Annotated in this window: 16 protein-coding genes and 2 rRNA genes (1 of these 18 cut by a window edge); 5 read left to right on the top strand and 13 right to left on the bottom strand. The window is 42.7% G+C overall.

The features are described 5' to 3' along the window. The 7 genes from IGK63_RS07160 to IGK63_RS07130 all read right to left on the bottom strand — a co-directional run. Positions 1-1099: ribosomal RNA gene (locus tag IGK63_RS07160) — 23S ribosomal RNA — on the bottom strand (it extends 1816 nt beyond the left edge of the window). 228 nt (positions 1100-1327) lie between these two features. Continuing rightward, positions 1328-2887, bottom strand: a 16S ribosomal RNA gene (locus IGK63_RS07155). Together the 16S and 23S rRNA genes form the textbook arrangement of a ribosomal RNA operon. Positions 2888-3429: 542 nt before the next feature. Next, positions 3430-3615, bottom strand: a complete 186-nt coding sequence (locus IGK63_RS07150; protein ID WP_005236216.1) for a hypothetical protein — start codon at positions 3613-3615, stop codon at positions 3430-3432. 138 nt (positions 3616-3753) lie between these two features. After that, the gene (locus IGK63_RS07145) at positions 3754-4275 is read right to left on the bottom strand and encodes a GNAT family N-acetyltransferase (protein WP_034872232.1); all 522 of its coding nucleotides are present in this window, start codon (positions 4273-4275) and stop codon (positions 3754-3756) included. A gap of 57 nt (positions 4276-4332) precedes the next feature. Next, positions 4333-5271: a dihydroorotate oxidase gene (locus IGK63_RS07140; RefSeq protein ID WP_005236221.1), complete on the bottom strand. Its 939-nt coding sequence runs from the start codon at positions 5269-5271 to the stop codon at positions 4333-4335. 202 nt (positions 5272-5473) lie between these two features. Then, entirely contained in the window at positions 5474-5803 is a 330-nt protein-coding gene (locus IGK63_RS07135; RefSeq protein WP_005231940.1) for a metal-sulfur cluster assembly factor, read from the bottom strand. Positions 5804-5877: 74 nt separating this feature from the next. Then, positions 5878-6813, bottom strand: a complete 936-nt coding sequence (locus tag IGK63_RS07130; RefSeq protein WP_005236241.1) for a YitT family protein — start codon at positions 6811-6813, stop codon at positions 5878-5880. A 153-nt stretch (positions 6814-6966) separates the two neighbouring features. Here IGK63_RS07130 and IGK63_RS07125 point away from each other — a divergent pair, with 153 nt between their 5' ends. Further along, a complete protein-coding gene (locus IGK63_RS07125; RefSeq protein ID WP_429972466.1) occupies positions 6967-7458 on the top strand; it encodes a YajQ family cyclic di-GMP-binding protein in 492 nt (163 codons plus the stop codon). A 91-nt stretch (positions 7459-7549) separates the two neighbouring features. Here IGK63_RS07125 and IGK63_RS07120 read toward each other — a convergent pair whose 3' ends face one another. The 3 genes from IGK63_RS07120 to IGK63_RS07110 form a co-directional block, all read right to left on the bottom strand. Continuing rightward, positions 7550-10039 (bottom strand): ATP-dependent DNA helicase, encoded by a 2490-nt coding sequence (locus tag IGK63_RS07120; protein WP_016613387.1) that lies wholly within the window; start codon positions 10037-10039, stop codon positions 7550-7552. 259 nt (positions 10040-10298) lie between these two features. Further along, positions 10299-10835, bottom strand: a complete 537-nt coding sequence (locus tag IGK63_RS07115; RefSeq protein ID WP_016613385.1) for a hypothetical protein — start codon at positions 10833-10835, stop codon at positions 10299-10301. Positions 10836-11114: 279 nt separating this feature from the next. Continuing rightward, positions 11115-11528, bottom strand: a complete 414-nt coding sequence (locus IGK63_RS07110) for a GNAT family N-acetyltransferase (protein WP_225869277.1) — start codon at positions 11526-11528, stop codon at positions 11115-11117. A gap of 98 nt (positions 11529-11626) precedes the next feature. Here IGK63_RS07110 and IGK63_RS07105 point away from each other — a divergent pair, with 98 nt between their 5' ends. The 3 genes from IGK63_RS07105 to IGK63_RS07095 all read left to right on the top strand — a co-directional run bounded on the left by IGK63_RS07105 (position 11627) and on the right by IGK63_RS07095 (position 13968). Next, positions 11627-12247 carry an MBL fold metallo-hydrolase gene (locus IGK63_RS07105; RefSeq protein WP_005236256.1) on the top strand — a complete coding sequence of 207 codons (621 nt, stop codon included), beginning with the start codon at positions 11627-11629 and terminating at the stop codon, positions 12245-12247. Between the two features lie 34 nt (positions 12248-12281). Then, a complete protein-coding gene (locus tag IGK63_RS07100; protein ID WP_005236258.1) occupies positions 12282-12986 on the top strand; it encodes a histidine phosphatase family protein in 705 nt (234 codons plus the stop codon). Positions 12987-13134: 148 nt separating this feature from the next. After that, positions 13135-13968 carry an undecaprenyl-diphosphate phosphatase gene (locus IGK63_RS07095; protein WP_005236259.1) on the top strand — a complete coding sequence of 278 codons (834 nt, stop codon included), beginning with the start codon at positions 13135-13137 and terminating at the stop codon, positions 13966-13968. A gap of 74 nt (positions 13969-14042) precedes the next feature. Here IGK63_RS07095 and IGK63_RS07090 read toward each other — a convergent pair whose 3' ends face one another. Both IGK63_RS07090 and IGK63_RS07085 read right to left on the bottom strand, forming a co-directional pair. Further along, on the bottom strand, positions 14043-14666 hold the full coding sequence (locus IGK63_RS07090) for a DUF47 domain-containing protein (protein WP_008381351.1): 624 nt from the start codon (positions 14664-14666) through the stop codon (positions 14043-14045). Positions 14667-14678: 12 nt separating this feature from the next. Further along, positions 14679-15734 carry an inorganic phosphate transporter gene (locus IGK63_RS07085; protein ID WP_005236263.1) on the bottom strand — a complete coding sequence of 352 codons (1056 nt, stop codon included), beginning with the start codon at positions 15732-15734 and terminating at the stop codon, positions 14679-14681. 236 nt (positions 15735-15970) lie between these two features. Between IGK63_RS07085 and rpsT the strand changes: the two genes are divergently transcribed. Further along, positions 15971-16225 (top strand): 30S ribosomal protein S20, encoded by a 255-nt coding sequence (gene rpsT / locus IGK63_RS07080; protein WP_005230162.1) that lies wholly within the window; start codon positions 15971-15973, stop codon positions 16223-16225. 52 nt (positions 16226-16277) lie between these two features. Here rpsT and holA read toward each other — a convergent pair whose 3' ends face one another. After that, on the bottom strand, positions 16278-17297 hold the full coding sequence (gene holA, locus IGK63_RS07075) for a DNA polymerase III subunit delta (RefSeq protein ID WP_034872248.1): 1020 nt from the start codon (positions 17295-17297) through the stop codon (positions 16278-16280). Between the last annotated feature and the right edge of the window lie 19 nt (positions 17298-17316).

The raw sequence follows: 17316 nt of genomic DNA, 5'->3' as shown, positions 1-17316 counted from the left end.
ACATCCTAGTTGTCTGTGCAACCCCACATCCTTTTCCACTTAATAGTTATTTGGGGACCTTAGCTGGTGGTCTGGGCTGTTTCCCTTTCGACTATGGATCTTATCACTCACAGTCTGACTCCCGGATATGAATGAATGGCATTCGGAGTTTATCTGAATTCGGTAACCCGAGATGGGCCCCTAGTCCAAACAGTGCTCTACCTCCATCATTCTCAATTCCGAGGCTAGCCCTAAAGCTATTTCGGAGAGAACCAGCTATCTCCAAGTTCGTTTGGAATTTCTCCGCTACCCACACCTCATCCCCGCACTTTTCAACGTACGTGGGTTCGGTCCTCCAGTGCGTTTTACCGCACCTTCAACCTGGACATGGGTAGATCACATGGTTTCGGGTCTACGACAACATACTCATTCGCCCTATTCAGACTCGCTTTCGCTGCGGCTCCGTCTCTTCAACTTAACCTCGCATGCTATCGTAACTCGCCGGTTCATTCTACAAAAGGCACGCTATCACCCATTAACGGGCTCTAACTTGTTGTAGGCACACGGTTTCAGGATCTATTTCACTCCCCTTCCGGGGTGCTTTTCACCTTTCCCTCACGGTACTGGTTCACTATCGGTCACTAGGGAGTATTTAGCCTTGGGAGATGGTCCTCCCGGATTCCGACGGAATTCCTCGTGTTCCGCCGTACTCAGGATCCTCCTAGGTGTTATCCAAATTTCGCCTACGGGGTTTTTACCCTCTTTGACATACTTTTCCAAGTATTTCGACTATCTGAATAGACTACCATATCGGAGTCCTACAACCCCAACAAGCAAGCTTGTTGGTTTGGGCTTTTCCCGTTTCGCTCGCCGCTACTCAGGGAATCGAATTTTCTTTCTCTTCCTGCAGGTACTTAGATGTTTCAGTTCTCTGCGTCTACCTCGACTGCGCTATGTATTCACGCAGACGTAACATCCTATAAAAGATGCTGGGTTTCCCCATTCGGAAATCTCTGGATCATAGCTTACTTACAGCTCCCCAAAGCATATCGGTGTTAGTCCCGTCCTTCATCGGCTCCTAGTGCCAAGGCATCCACCGTGCGCCCTTATTCACTTAACCTTTGACCTTACGGTCGGTTTTGAGTACTTCTTCTAGCGATAGAAGGTTGCTCAAGAAAATAAGCGTTGAACTTATTAAAAAACTCTTTTAACATTTCAACTCGGTGTGTGTTACTTGTTTTGATTTTTTCTTCGATATCCAGTTTTCAATGAACAAATTTGTTTGAGAGTAAACCTCTCAAAACTGAACAAAGGCAAACGATGTGTAGTCTTCCGAAATATTCCTTAGAAAGGAGGTGATCCAGCCGCACCTTCCGATACGGCTACCTTGTTACGACTTCACCCCAATCATCTATCCCACCTTAGGCGGCTGGCTCCAAAAAGGTTACCTCACCGACTTCGGGTGTTACAAACTCTCGTGGTGTGACGGGCGGTGTGTACAAGGCCCGGGAACGTATTCACCGCGGCGTGCTGATCCGCGATTACTAGCGATTCCGGCTTCATGTAGGCGAGTTGCAGCCTACAATCCGAACTGAGAGAAGCTTTAAGAGATTAGCTTAGCCTCGCGACTTCGCAACTCGTTGTACTTCCCATTGTAGCACGTGTGTAGCCCAGGTCATAAGGGGCATGATGATTTGACGTCATCCCCACCTTCCTCCGGTTTGTCACCGGCAGTCTCGCTAGAGTGCCCAACTAAATGATGGCAACTAACAATAAGGGTTGCGCTCGTTGCGGGACTTAACCCAACATCTCACGACACGAGCTGACGACAACCATGCACCACCTGTCACTTTGCCCCCGAAGGGGAAGCTCTATCTCTAGAGTGGTCAAAGGATGTCAAGACCTGGTAAGGTTCTTCGCGTTGCTTCGAATTAAACCACATGCTCCACCGCTTGTGCGGGCCCCCGTCAATTCCTTTGAGTTTCAACCTTGCGGTCGTACTCCCCAGGCGGAGTGCTTAATGCGTTTGCTGCAGCACTGAAGGGCGGAAACCCTCCAACACTTAGCACTCATCGTTTACGGCGTGGACTACCAGGGTATCTAATCCTGTTCGCTCCCCACGCTTTCGAGCCTCAGCGTCAGTTACAGACCAGAGAGCCGCCTTCGCCACTGGTGTTCCTCCATATATCTACGCATTTCACCGCTACACATGGAATTCCACTCTCCTCTTCTGCACTCAAGTCTCCCAGTTTCCAATGACCCTCCCCGGTTGAGCCGGGGGCTTTCACATCAGACTTAAGAAACCGCCTGCGCTCGCTTTACGCCCAATAAATCCGGACAACGCTTGCCACCTACGTATTACCGCGGCTGCTGGCACGTAGTTAGCCGTGGCTTTCTGGTTAGATACCGTCAAGGGATGAACGTTCTACTCTCATCCTTGTTCTTCTCTAACAACAGAGTTTTACGATCCGAAAACCTTCTTCACTCACGCGGCGTTGCTCGGTCAGACTTTCGTCCATTGCCGAAGATTCCCTACTGCTGCCTCCCGTAGGAGTCTGGGCCGTGTCTCAGTCCCAGTGTGGCCGATCACCCTCTCAGGTCGGCTATGCATCGTTGCCTTGGTGAGCCGTTACCTCACCAACTAGCTAATGCACCGCGGGTCCATCCATCAGTGACGCAAAAGCGCCTTTCAACTTTCTTCCATGCGGAAAATAGTGTTATACGGTATTAGCACCTGTTTCCAAGTGTTATCCCCTTCTGATGGGCAGGTTACCCACGTGTTACTCACCCGTTCGCCACTCTTTTTCTTTCGGTGGAGCAAGCTCCGGTGAAAGAAAAAGCGTTCGACTTGCATGTATTAGGCACGCCGCCAGCGTTCGTCCTGAGCCAGGATCAAACTCTCATAATGATTTGTTTGAATGACCATACGGTCATTAAGCTCATAAAAATTAACTTTGCTAGCTATTGCTTGCATGTATTTGTTTCAATAAATTGAAACGTCCTACACATTGGTTCGTTTGCTTGCTTTGTTCAGTTTTCAAAGGTCTACAGTGCTGCGTTAGCAACTTTTGTATCATATCAGAGCGACAGTTGATTGTCAACTCTTTTTTAAAAGTTTTTTTCGCTCGTTGTTTTTCAACTTCGCAGCGGCTGTCTCAGCGACTCCATTAGAATAACAAATGATTTGTTATTTGTCAACAACTTTTTTTAATTATTTTTGTTGATTTATCAACATCGATTAACTGTTTTATTATTGCGACTTTGTTATAATATCATCTGTTTCATTTTTGGTCAAGTCTTTTTTGAAGTTTTTTCAAAAGCTTTTTTGACCCGCTGGCTCAATTGCCAACGTTGAATACTTTATCATTCTAAGAATGAAAGAGCAAGCTTTTTTCTGAAATATTTTCAACTAAGTCGAGATAAACAAAAAAACTACCCAAAATAGGTAGTTTAATCAATATCGATCGTACGAAAACGGATCTGATTTTGATCGTCTCGTTTTAAGGTTGTTTCTTCTTTCAGATAAGAAAACTTCTTCTCATTGATCGCTGGATTCTCAAGCATTTCTTCATAACCCGCAAAAATATCATGGATATATTTTTTATAAGCTTTTTTCTTTTTGATTCTTTTCTTCATTTGGCACCGTCCTTTACGTGCTTATCTTAGCAAGCCGAAAGGATTCTGACAACCATTATCCGCATTTTCATACCAAAAATTCACTTTGACACAACTATTCCATTAATTCAGCCAAGTGACACTAATGGAATAGAATGCTTAGCTTGCGGTCAAACGTTTTTGAAAAGCCAATCGCTCTCCGTTCGGAAAAGGGAATGTTACCTCTCCTTTGTATTGATAGCCAGCTGCTTGAATATTCTTTTGCATACCAATATTAGCTTTATACGTATCGATACGTAAATCAACGATTCCTTGCTCTAATGCAACCACTTCAAGAGCTTGCAGCAATTTGGCGCTTAACTTTTGCCCTTTAAAATGAGAACTGACAACGACGCGATGAATGGATAGATATGGACCGTTTCCATCCCACCCTGCGCCGGTAATTGCGTTGTAGACAGGATCTTCACCGGATACTAACGCTGCCGATGCCGCAATTTTTCCATCTATCACCAACACATAGCTCTCATCGTTTGCAATATCTGCTTTGATTTGATTTTCTTTTGGGCCATATCCATCTTGCCATTGCGGAGATCCTTGTGCTTTTAAGAAAGCAATGCCTTCTTCAAAAAGCGCCATCAACTCAACCAGATCATCCTCCGTTGTTTTACGAAACTTCTCCATTAAAAACCACCTTTCTTCTATAAAAAGAAGCGGATAATAAAGCATTCAAAGTCGTTCTTAATCAATCGTTTTTAATTTCCCCTGGAACTCACTGATTGATTGATACCCTTTTTCTTTCATGATCGCTGCTAATTCTTTCGTCAATCGTTCAAAGATCACCGGTCCTTCTTTTTGCAGCTCTGTGCCGATCTGCAACATAGAAGCGCCACATAACAAATGTTCGTACGCATCTTGACCATTACGAATCCCACCAGTACCGATAATTTTGATTTCTGGCTTGAGACGTGTATAGAAAGCCCGCACATTGGCTAATGCCGTTGGTTTCACATATTCGCCTCCCAAACCGCCAAACCCATCTTTTGGTTTGATAACTACTGAGTCAGTAGCAGGATCGATAAATAAAGCATTCCCAATACTATTGATTGAATTGATATAAGTTAACGGATACTTGTTCAATATCTTAGCCATCTCATCAAAGTGAGCCAAATCAAAGTATGGCGGCAATTTGACACCTAAAGGTTTTGTGAAAAAACCAAAGACTGTTTCCAGAATTTGATCGGTCAAAGGAAAATCATAGGCAACTTGGGGTTTTCCTGGCACGTTTGGACAAGAAAGATTTAACTCTGTGATTCCTTCAAAATCACTTTCTTGGATTTTCTTCAATAACTCAATGTTTTCAGCCACGCTCATACCAGCGACAGAGAAAAAGAAGGGCGCTTGCTGGGTCATTTCCTGCTGTTTTTTGATAGCATAGTCTAAGTAGTAGTCCACCCCTAGATTTGGTAATCCCATCGAATTGATGCTTCCTAACGGTAAATCGGTATAACGTGGTTCTGGATTTCCCGCACGTGCTTCTAGCGTTGCACTCTTCGTGACAAATGCCCCAGCTGCTGATGCCGCTAATTCATCTAATTCCTCGATCGTCATACAATGGACTCCTGAGGCGTTCATAAACGGATTTTTGTATGTATATTTCCCAAAATTCGTAGCTAACATTGATTCATTCCTCCAATCTTTTCAACTAGTTTACCGTTTCATTTCTGAAAATGCAATGCAATCTTCGCAAACTTTCTGCAAGCACTGACTAAAAGCAAGATAGTTAAAGACACGCATCCAACTTAAATCCAAAAAGACTCTTCTATCAACTTTATTCAGCTGATAAAAGAGTCTAAGACATTTATTTTCTACGATAAAATCCTTAACGAATCCCCAAAGCAATCCGTGCATAACGACTCATTTTATCAGTCGTCCAAGCGGGATACCAGACTAGTTTTACTTCTGGATTTTTGACTTCTGGAATATCGCTTAATGCTTCGTGTATCGATTCAGTCAATACGTCGGCTAAGGGACAGCCCATTGTTGTTAAGGTCATTTTGATTACGGTATTGCCTGTTTCTGCATCAAATTCGACTTCATAAACTAAGCCTAGATTCACTATATCAATCCCCAACTCAGGGTCAATCACGGTTTCCAAGGCAGCCAAGACACGCTCTTTGATTGCTTCTGCTTCTACTTCAGTATATGCCACGGTTGAAGACCTCCTTTAATTCTTGTTTCAAATAATACCTTCTTTTGCAAGATTTGTAAATGGACGATCCTTGATTATGGACGGCTTTTCTTGTGTATTTTCAGTTCTGGGAAGACCCCCGTCGTTTTAAAGGTCCGTTGTTCATCATCTGTCGCAAAACGACCTGTGATCGATTGGGTCGGCACAAAGTTAATAAACGCATTGCCGTCTGCTTCTAAAACGGCTTGTTCTAAATCGTAGATCTCGTAGCGGGTCACGACCATCATGATCATATTGCCCGGTACGCCTGAATAGCCTCCGACTGAGGGGAACAAAGTCATGCCGCGAAACACATGCTTAGAAATATTTTTCCCAACAGCTTCCGCATTGGTCGTAATAATCATCGCCGTTACCTTTTGATGACTTGTGTGCAGCATGTCCACCACGTAGCTCATTGCGAAAATCGAAATGATCGTGTACAAGGCACTTTCCCAAGAAAAGACGAAACCTGAGACCATGACAATGATGCCGTTTAAAATAAACATATATTTACCGACCGTTTTTCCAGTCGTTTTTGATAATATCAACGAAAGGATATCCATTCCGCCGGTGGTAAAACCCATTTTCAGTGAAAACGCAACGCCGACGCCTAACAGTACGCCACCGAGCAAAGCGTTAACCAAAATATTGTCAGTGATTGCTCCTTGTGGAAGGATTATCGTTAAGACAGAAACGACAACGACATTGATAAAGCTCAATAGTGTCGATGATTTCCCGAGTTTGATGAACCCGAGAACAAAGATAGGCAAGTTTAAGAGGAAAATAAACAGCCCTGTACTAAGGTGAACGCCAAAATGTTCCAAGGCAAGTGCCACGATCAATTGGGCGACCCCGTTCATCCCAGCAGAAAGAACGTTTGCGGGAATCAAAAAGAAATTTAAAGCAATGGCTGCGGTGATACCTGACAGCAAAATAACCCCTATTTTTTTCAATCGTTCTGATTGTTCGTGCTTCGTTAATAACTTACTCACAATGATCTAGCTCCTTCACTAAAAATCTCCTTCCAAAGAATAGCAGTTTGTGTGAAAAAATGAAACAATTATTTGCAAAAATTTACTTTTGATTCCCGCATCGTTCGCCTCCATGTTAAAATCATAGGTAAGAGATGAGAGGAGTGATTGATTTTGGCAAAAGAAGCAAGTTTTGATGTCGTATCTGAGATCAACACAGAAGAAGTGAAAAACGCCATTCAACAGGCGGAAAAAGAATTGAAAAACCGATTTGATTTTAAAGGCTCCACGGTAGAAATCAAGATGACTGAGGGCAAACTGACGATCGTTGGAGATGACGAATTTAAGTTGGAGCAAATCAAAGATGTGCTCTTTGCGAAGCTGATCAAACGGAATGTACCAACGAAAAATATACAATTTGGCGAAACGGAGCATGCCTTGGGAGCAAAAGCTCGTCAAACAGCAGAATTGATCAATGGCATCGATAAAGAAAACGCCAAAAAAATAACGACTGCGATCAAAAACGCCAAGCTAAAAGTTAAAACTCAAATTCAAGACAATCAAATTCGGGTAACCGGCAAAAGTCGTGACGATCTGCAAGAGGTGATCCAATTATTGCGTAAACTGCCTTTAACGATCAATTTACAGTTTACAAATTATCGCTAATCAAAAAAACTAGAACAGAGTCTAACGTGTTGGTTAGGCAAAATCAGCTTTATCTGCTGATTTTGCACAACCTCTCCTGAAAGCTCTGCTTCTAGTTTTTTTCTTGCCAAAAATGAGTCAATGCCTTTGATAACTCTTGCGGCCGACGAATGTTTAAGGCATGCTGCCAGTGCAGTGGGAAAAGTTCTTGGTAACGCGGTGTCCGAAAACGTTGATCCAGCAATAACACCACGCCGCGATCGCTGACATCCCGGATCACTCGACCGGCTGCTTGCAGGACTTTATTCATCCCTGGCAGCTGATAGGCATACGCAAAGCCAGCTGCCTTTTTCTCATCGTAATATTCCCGAATCAATTCTTGCTCGTGATTGATTTGCGGCAGTCCGACTCCTACCACTGCTGCACCGATCAAGCGATCGCCTTTTAGGTCGATCCCTTCAGAAAAAATTCCTCCAAGGACACAAAATGCCACTAATGTTTTTGGCTGGCTCTCTTGTCCGTCTTGACTTGTTTCTAGCAAGGATGATCGTTGCCGCTCAAGAGATTGAAGCTGTGCAAGAAACGCCTCGCGCTCTACTTCGTTCATGGCTGTCCCCTGAATCAAGACCTCCACCTCTGGCGCCTGTTGGGAAAATGCTGCCGCCACATCATCCAAGTAACGATAAGAAGGGAAAAAGACCATATAGTTTCCCGCTTTCGCTGCAGTCATTTGCTGGATTGCATCAACGATTGCAGGAATGCTGGCTTCACGTTGGCGATACGTTGTTTGGATATAGTCTGCAATAAAAATCCCCTGATTTTTCGGATCAAAAGGACTTGGCAGGCGATAGCGCAAAGCTTCATTGCCGCCTCCTAACACCTCTTGATAATAGGACAAAGGAGTAAAGCTCGCAGAAAACAACAGGCTGGCCTTGCCCTTATCTAACACAGATTCCAAAAACGGCGCTGGTTCGATGCAAAATTGCCGTAGTTTGATATCATAGCGGTCGATCTCCACCGTCGTTTCGTAGTGATCATCATAAAATTCACTGATCTTCAAATAATGGTTAGCTTCAAAATACACTTGCAGCACTTCTTCTTGCAATTCATGCTCAGGATTTGCCGGCAACCATTCCTTCATCAATTCAGCTACTTTGTAGAGCTGATTGACCATCGTTTCATGGGGAGCTGCTTGATGGTGATATTCCCACTCTTCCTCTTTTGCTATTTGAGCAATAGCCGCAAATTCTTTGTCAACTTTGTTTAGGGCGCGTTTTAATTTTTGCTGGTCATTGGATAGTTTCTTCTTTAATTCCTTAAATGGCTGCCGGGTAATGGTTGCCGAATACATTTCTTTGGAACGGTTGACTAAGTTATGGGCCTCATCCACTAGAAAGAAATATTCTTCATCCGGCTCCTCAAAAAATCTTCGCAAATAAACGGTGGGATCAAACAAATAATTATAATCACCAATAATGACATCGCAAAAGACACTGACATCCAGTGAAAGCTCGAAGGGACAGACCGTATGTTTCTTTCCGTAGGTCTCGATCACTTCTCGGGTTATTTGGTTCTCGTGATGCAACAGATCCCATAATGCTTCGTTGATTCGATTGTAATAGCCTTGCGCATACGCACAGTGTTCTGGCGTACAGTTTCGTTCATCTAAAAAACAGATTTTGTCTTTGGCGGTAATCGTGACACTTTTGGTTTCACTACCGTTGTCTGCTAACTTGCTCAGTGCATCTTCGGCCACTTGTCTGGTGATCGTCTTCGCCGTCAGATAAAAGACCCGATCAGCCCCTTCTTCCCCTAGCACTTTTAATGCGGGAAACAGCGTTGACATGGTTTTTCCAGTTCCAGTTGGCGCTTCCGCAAAAAGTCGCTTGCCATTTTTTAGTGTTTTATACGCCGCTGCTGCTAACTCTCGCTGCCCTTTGCGAAAGGTTTCAAAGGGAAAAGACAGCAGCTGCAAAGACGTATTGCGGACACGGCGCCAATTCTCTTGAAAAACTAACCATTTATGATATTCCTGAAGTAATTCTTCATAAAAAACAGCTAATTCTGAAAACTGAAATGTTCTTCTCGTACGGGTAGTCAGCTTTTCAGTCGTTTGATAATAAGTCAATTGTACGGCGATTCGATCGATGGGTCTCTTCGGATCATTACCTTCAGCAGTAGGTTCTGCTTCTGGTTTCTCTTGATTTTCACTGTCACTAAGCGCTGCTTGTTCATTTTCTTGTAGTAAAAACAAATAAGCATAAACCATTCCCTGGGCAAAAAACAAATCGATTTGATCTTCAGGGATATCTTCGAACGCTGGTTCTGAAGTTTTGATCTCATCGATCACCCAAGAATTAACAGTTGCATCAAAAAAGAGACCATCGGCACGTCCTTCGACAGTGATCGAATCTTTCTCAATTTGGCTTTCTCGTTTGAAAAAGACTTCTTTTTGATACCCATCCCCAGCCTCTTTTTGTAGTTGGCGATGGATACGGGCGCCTTCTTGCGCGGTATGATTACTGACTTTGCGGCTATCAATATCGCCTCGGCGCAAAATAAATTCTACGATTTTTCTAACCGCAACTTTTCCTTTATACACGTGTTCACCTTCTCGTTTGCCATTATAGCGGATAGATTACTTTTGGAAAAGCGAACAGAAACAGCTTTTCATCCTCTGCGGAGAGTATCCTATCTAAACAGGTTTTATCACCATGAAAAAACCACTTGCAACAAAACACCTACTCATCAGATAATTGACTTCATTTTTTCTTCCAGAAAATGGGTTTGGCGAAGGATTTACAAAAAAGCCTACTCTACTCACCTAAGCAAGTAAAGCAGGGCTATTTTTTGAGAGATATTTATTGATCGACTTGAATATCATAACTGACACCATTTTGGTCAAAAGCTTGTTGATTGTCTAGATCTAACGTGAACTCAAAGGTCCGTCCATCTGCTTTGATTGTCAAATGCTTCCCTTCAACCGTGTATGATGCATCTTGATAGGTGATCTCATAAATTTGATAAGGGTCGTTGGACAACTGTACCTCTGAATGGGAAAAATGACGCTGAAAATCACTTTCGATTTGTCCTTCATACAAGGCAACATCACTAGAGCTGGCTGAACTATCTTCTAAATCTGCCATCGGCAAATACTGCTTAACGATCGTCAACTCATTCTCATGAAAATCATAAACCCCTTGGCTTTGCGGAAAGATAACACTCTCATCTTGGATCAGCATCAAATCAAGGTCGCCATTTTCAACCGTTTTTGAGGCGGAAGTAACAGTTTCAGAAACTTCTTTCGAATCGTTGATGGTTAGCTCCTCTTGGCCACAGCTCACTAAAGCGAGCGCGGCGAAGCATAAAGTGAAAAAAAATTGCAGGGATTTTTTCATAAAAAACACCTTCTTACAAAAAGTTGAGGTATACCAATCAAAACTAACGCAAGATACAGATCACACACTTTCCTCGAAGTTGGTCACGAAGAATGTTCATGCTTTTGTCAAAAACTAGACCCGTTTCAAACGAATCAACGCTTTCTTATTTCAATTAGTATAACAGCAGTTTTTTGCTAATGCGGTTTCTTAGAAAAATTTTCGAATTCCCACAATAATTCTAAGCTTTTCTCTCATCAAACTATTGGTTATCCTTATCACCTGCCTGCCAAAGGTTGATCACAGCATCTTCACGAAGTAAAGCCTATCCGTGCCAAGCACAGGTGTATCCGTAAGCACAGCAAACGGTTCGAAGCCGACTGCTTGGTAGAATTGCGGCGCTTGGTAGTCTTGGGTGGTAACCGTCACGGAACGACACCCCACTTTTTTACCGTGATCAAAAAGTGCTTTTATCAATTGTTTCCCGATCCCCTGATTCTGATGGCTTGGATCAACTGCTAACAATTGAATATGGATCGTATTGCCTGTCCGTTTTCCAATCACCCCACCAAGTTGATCCTGATTGTCAAAAAAAGCAAATGAAAGCTGCTCTTGATCGGAAAAGGCACTCACTGCCTCTGTTTTTTTCGTTGAATGATTTAGCCATTGACAGACTGCCTGACGATTGTCTTCTGCGTTTATCGTTTTTATCATTAATTTTTCACTCCTAAAAACCTTTCTTTGTTTCCTCTTATACTTTAAGCTATACTTATAGTCAGACACAAGTATTTGTGATCCTAGGAGGTTTTAGCATGAAAATCATTGGTTTAGTGACAGGACCCGTTCAAGAAAATTGTTACCTAATTTGGAAAGAAGATGTTTTGTTGATTATTGATCCTGGAGCAGAAGCAGCGAGATTGATCGCTGAGATCGAAAAAACAGGCGCAAAACCAGCAGCGATTTTATTGACCCACACTCATTATGACCATATCGGCGCAGTTGACCATTTGCGGGATTATTATCAGATCCCCGTTTACGTGAGTCCGCTTGAGCAAGGATGGCTAAGTGATCCTATGAAAAATCTTTCTGGCCGTCATCCTGAATTAGGAACCATCACCGCACGTCCAGCTGAATTCGAGCTAGAATTGAAAGAGTACGAGATAGCTGGCATGTCCTTTAAGGTTGTTGCAACCCCGGGTCATTCCATTGGTAGCGTCAGTTTTATTTTTGACAATTTTGTCGTTTCCGGAGACGCCTTATTTAAAGGTAGCATTGGTCGGACAGACCTGCCAACCGGAAATTTGGAACAATTGCTGACCAGCATCCAAACGCAACTCTTTGTTTTACCGAATCAAATGGCGGTCTATCCTGGCCACGGAGAACCAACAACGATCGAAATTGAGAAACGGACCAATCCGTTTTTTAACGCATAAACGTATGACGAATCAAAAGGAGGAATAACTAGTTATGGCAAAGACGGAATTGTATGTCGTGCGTCACGGAAAAACAATGTTTAACACATTGCAGCGGGTGCAAGGCTGGTGTGACACACCATTGACTCGAACCGGTGAACAAGGCATCCACTATTTAGGCCTTGGGTTACGCGATGTGGATTTTGTAGAAGCAGTATCCAGTGACAGCGGTCGAGCGATTGAAACCATGCGTCTGATACTGGGTGAACATGTCAGAGGACCGGAGATCCCTTATCACATCGACAAACGGATTCGTGAATGGTGCTTTGGCTCACTTGAAGGGGCCTATGATGCAGAAATGTGGGGCGTTCTGCCGCGGATTCTTGATTTTCCTGATTATGATGAGATGATTGCTAATCATGTCACGTTTGAGGCGATCGCCAATGCGATCTACCACGCCGATACAGCCAATTGGGCGGAAACCTTTGATGTTTTGACCGAACGTGTCAAAACAGGGTTTGAAGATATCGCCTATCGCGTTGAGAAAAAAGGCGGCGGCAATGCGTTAGTTGTGTCTCACGGCTTAACGATCGCTTTTCTTTTGCATCTGATCAATGATGAGAACAATGTTCGTATGGATATTGAAAATGGTTCGGTCACTCGACTGATCTACGAAGACGGCAGCTTTACCATCGCCGAAGTTGGTAACACAGAATACATCAAAAAAGGCTTAGCGCTCTCTCAAGAGCTTTTGTCCTAAGAGAAACCTCTGACGGCTAATCAATTTCTTCAAGAAAGGAGCAGTTTTTGTTTTAAAAACTGCCCTCTTTTTTTAGGAAAAAGATTGGTATTCGAATCAGGAAACGGTATACTAAGAGTTGTATTTTGTCATAGAAAGGACTGGACCAATGTTTTTTACAAATTTTATAAAAGCGATTTTATTTGGGATCATTGAAGGGATCACGGAATGGCTGCCAATTAGCAGCACTGGTCACTTGATTCTTGCCGACGAATTTATCGGTTTGAATGTTACCCCCGAATTTATGACGATGTTCAATGTTGTCATTCAATTGGGCGCGATACTAGCGGTCGTCTACTTATATTTCCATAAACTGAACCCTTTTTCCCCACAAAAAAATGAAATAGAGAAAAAAGATACGTGGACGTTATGGTTTAAAGTTATTGTTGCGGTCTTGCCATCGGTTATTATCGGATTACCGTTAGATGATTGGTTAGATGCGCACTTCTACAACTTTTTCTCCGTTTCGATCGTCTTGATCGTTTATGGGATCGGCTTTATCGTAGTTGAAAAACGAAACAAGAATAAAGCACCGAAATGTACCGATTTGAACAAATTCACCTACAAAGCGGCCTTGATTGTCGGCATGTTCCAGGTATTGGCATTGATCCCAGGAACTTCTCGTTCTGGTGCTACTATCTTAGGTGCTATCATGATCGGCGCTTCTCGTTATGTTGCTGCTGAATTTTCATTTTTCTTAGGTATTCCCACCATGTTTGGTGCCAGTGCCTTGAAAATCTTCAAGTTTTTGAAAGATGGCAATGCCTTTGATTTCCAAGGAACCGTCATCTTATTAACAGGAACCATCGTCTCATTCATCGTTTCGATCATCGCGATCCGTTTCTTGATGAACTACATCAAGCGTAACGATTTTACCGTATTTGGATGGTATCGTATCGTTTTAGGAATCATTTTGATCGGCTATTGGCTGATCCAATTATAAGCAAAAAGAGCAACTCTTGTGGCACTTACCTGCCCAAGAGTTGCTCTTTTTTTGTTTGAAAGGTCTCTAGTTCCTCACGTGTTTTTGATTACCATACCGTCAATAATATCCACCGCACTTTCGGTGTCGTTGATAATTGATTCAAAACGATCATAAACATCTTTCCATTTAATGATTTCAAGAACGTCCGTTTCGTCTGTGAATAACGCTTTTTTCATTTTTGAATACAAACGGTCTGCTTCTGATTCAATCGTATTCACATCATTAATCATTTGACGCAATGTTTTTGAATTTTTGAACTTAGGAAATTCTTTTAAGGCCGTTTCAACGCCTTGTGTCGCTTGAACGATCATTCCAGCAAATAAGTTGGTTTCAGGGCGGATCTTCGTAATGACCAAATTCTCAAATAAATAAGTCAGTCCCATAATGCCATCCAAAATATCATCTAGACGCTCTGAAATGACTAGGATGTCCTCGCGATCGATAGGGGTGATAAATGAATCATATAACTCATTGGTTAGCTCAGCGATCACTTTATCCCCTTCTTTTTCCAAAGCATGAATCTCAGCTGCTGCTTCGGTCAATGCTCGTTCAGAATAATCGTTGATCAAAAGCGAAAAACGTTTGGCAGCTAAATGGCCGTTCGTCGCCAACTGCTCCATTGCTGCAAAATAATCGAATCCTTTTTTTCGTGCCATTACTTTCTCTCCTCACAAAATTAGCAATAAAAATTTGACCATTAGAAACGCAATCAATCCACAGCCAGGAAAGGTTAAAATCCAAGCATAGATCATTTCTTTTACAATGCGCCAATCAACGCTAGAAAAACGCCGAGACGCTCCAACGCCCATGATAGCGGTCGTTTTCGTGTGCGTTGTTGAAACTGGGATACCAAATACGGAAGACAAGAACAAACAGATTGCTGCAGTAACATCTGCAGAAAAGCCTTGGTATTTTTCCAGTTTTACCATATCCATCCCCACTGATTTAATGATCTTCATCCCACCGACCGATGTACCGATCCCCATGGTCAAGGAACAAAGAACCATCACCCACAGTGGGATGGCAAAGCCATTGCCGGTCTTTTCAGCAAGATTGTTGTAAAAAAGGCCTAACATGAACACACCCATGAATTTTTGTCCATCTTGGGCACCATGCAAGAAGGCATTGGCACCAGCCGCGATGGCTTGACCAACCGTAAAAATTTTGTTGGCTTTTCGCCGTTGGGTATCGCGAAAGAGCCATACGATCAGTTTCGTGATCAAAAATCCACCAATAAACCCCATTAACGTAGACACAACGAGACCGATTAAGACTTTCATCCATTCTTCACCGTTGACTGCATGTAAACCACCCAGAGCCATGGCAGCCCCTGTCAATCCCGCAATCAATGCGTGAGATTCACTGGTTGGGATCCCAAAATACCAAGCTGCGACCGTCCAAACAACAATTGAAAACAAGGCAGCGGCTAATGCGATCTGTGAGACCCGAAAACTCCCGCCTGAGTCAAAAGTCACAATATTACTGATGGTTTCTGCAACTTGCGCATTAAAATACGTCATCACCAGCACACCTAAGAAATTCATGACGACTGCCATGCCAATGGCGATATTCGGGCGTAAGACTCTCGTGGAGACAGCGGTTGCAATAGCATTCGGCGCATCCGTCCACCCGTTGACGAAAATCACCCCTAATGACAAGACAATCGTTAGAAACAAAGCGATATTCACATAGATTCCCCCATTTAAAAATTCCGAAGTAATCATAGCATAGAAAGCTCTTTCTGTGTAAACTTTTTATAACTATTCAGTAAAAAATGTGCAAAGAAGCATTTTTTAAAACCATAAAGCAAAAAATAGCACGGTCAAAAAACAAATTTTTGTGTTAAGTAAAATTTCTTTACAACTTTTATTGCAATCACTCTTGGCATTAGGTATAATGACTAGTGTTGATTTATACGTTTTCTAAACGTAATTGAACTTTTTTTTCGGAGGTGAAATACATGCCAAACATTGAATCTGCAATCAAACGTGTTCGCACAAGCGAAGCGGCTAATGCTAAGAATTCATCTCAAGTAAGCACAATGCGTACAGCAATCAAAAAATTTGATCAAGCTGTTGAAGCTGGTGCTGATAACGTAGATGCGTTATATAAAGATGCTGTTAAAGCAATCGATATGGCTGAGACTAAAGGATTGATCCACAAGAACAAAGCTAGTCGCGACAAATCTCGTTTAAGTAAAAAAATTGCAAAATAAGCAAATTAAGAAAGGCGCAGCAATCATCGATTGCTGCGCCTTTCTTTTTGACTTACTGTTTGCCATGTTTTAAAACAAATAGCTGGAACAAATACTCTTTGTCCATCTGACCACTTTTCACTAAGTAATCATTTTCGATCAATTCACTATATAGTGCCGCTAATTGCTTTTCTCCAAACCCCCGAGCTTGCTGCATCGCTAATTTCACTCGGTACGGATGAATCCCCAACGTTTCTGCGATATTGGCTTGCTGGTAGCCAATTTTCATCAAAATCGCCGCCTGTAACAGCAGACGGACTTGGCTGATCAAGATAGCATTGATCTTGATCGTCTCTTCCCCTTGCAATAATAGATCGTCATACAAGCGCAACGCATCCGATACGTTCCCCTTTAAGACATCGCTGGTTAATTCAAAGACATTGTGTTCCAACGTCTTAGGGATCAACTGCAAGACGATCTCTTTCGTAATTTTATTGCCATTTCCTGCATACAGCCGTAGTTTCTGTAACTCCTGCATCGCTTTTGATAGTTGCAGATCCGTTAACCGTAAAAACAAATCAAACGCCTCTCGGCTCATTTCGATGCCATCATTTGCCAACGACTGTTGGAGATACTGACGCACGTCGGCTTCTTTCATAGGTGCGACATCAATCACAACTGCGGCTTTCTTCAATTGCTTAGTAATTTTTTTCCGTTCATCTAATTTATCGACATCTGCAAAAATCACCATTACCGATGATTCCAATGGGTCTTTGATGTAATTCAAAAAATCATCTAGGTCATGCTCAGGTGCATTGCTCTTTTTTTCAGCCGTTAAGAAAAATGGCCGCTCAACGAAAAGTAATCGCTGATCGCCAAAAAAAGGCAACGATTGAGCTTCTTGGATCACCATATCAAGGGGATCTTTCTCCATGTCAAAGGAAGCAAAATTCAGGTCATCTTTCCCAACAGAAAACCGTTCTAAAAAGGCCGCACGAACTTGCTCTTGTAAAAACATTTCACTACCGATGACTAGATAAATCGATTGCAGCTCCTTGGTTCGAATTGATTGCAACGCTTTTTGTAATTCCATCGTCCCCCCCGCTTTCATT

Source organism: Enterococcus sp. AZ040 (assembly GCF_050499185.1).
Classification (GTDB): Bacteria; Bacillota; Bacilli; order Lactobacillales; family Enterococcaceae; genus Enterococcus_D; species Enterococcus_D entomosocium.
Note: the sequence above shows the minus strand (reverse complement) of the source record. Positions and strands in the feature narration are given on the sequence as shown.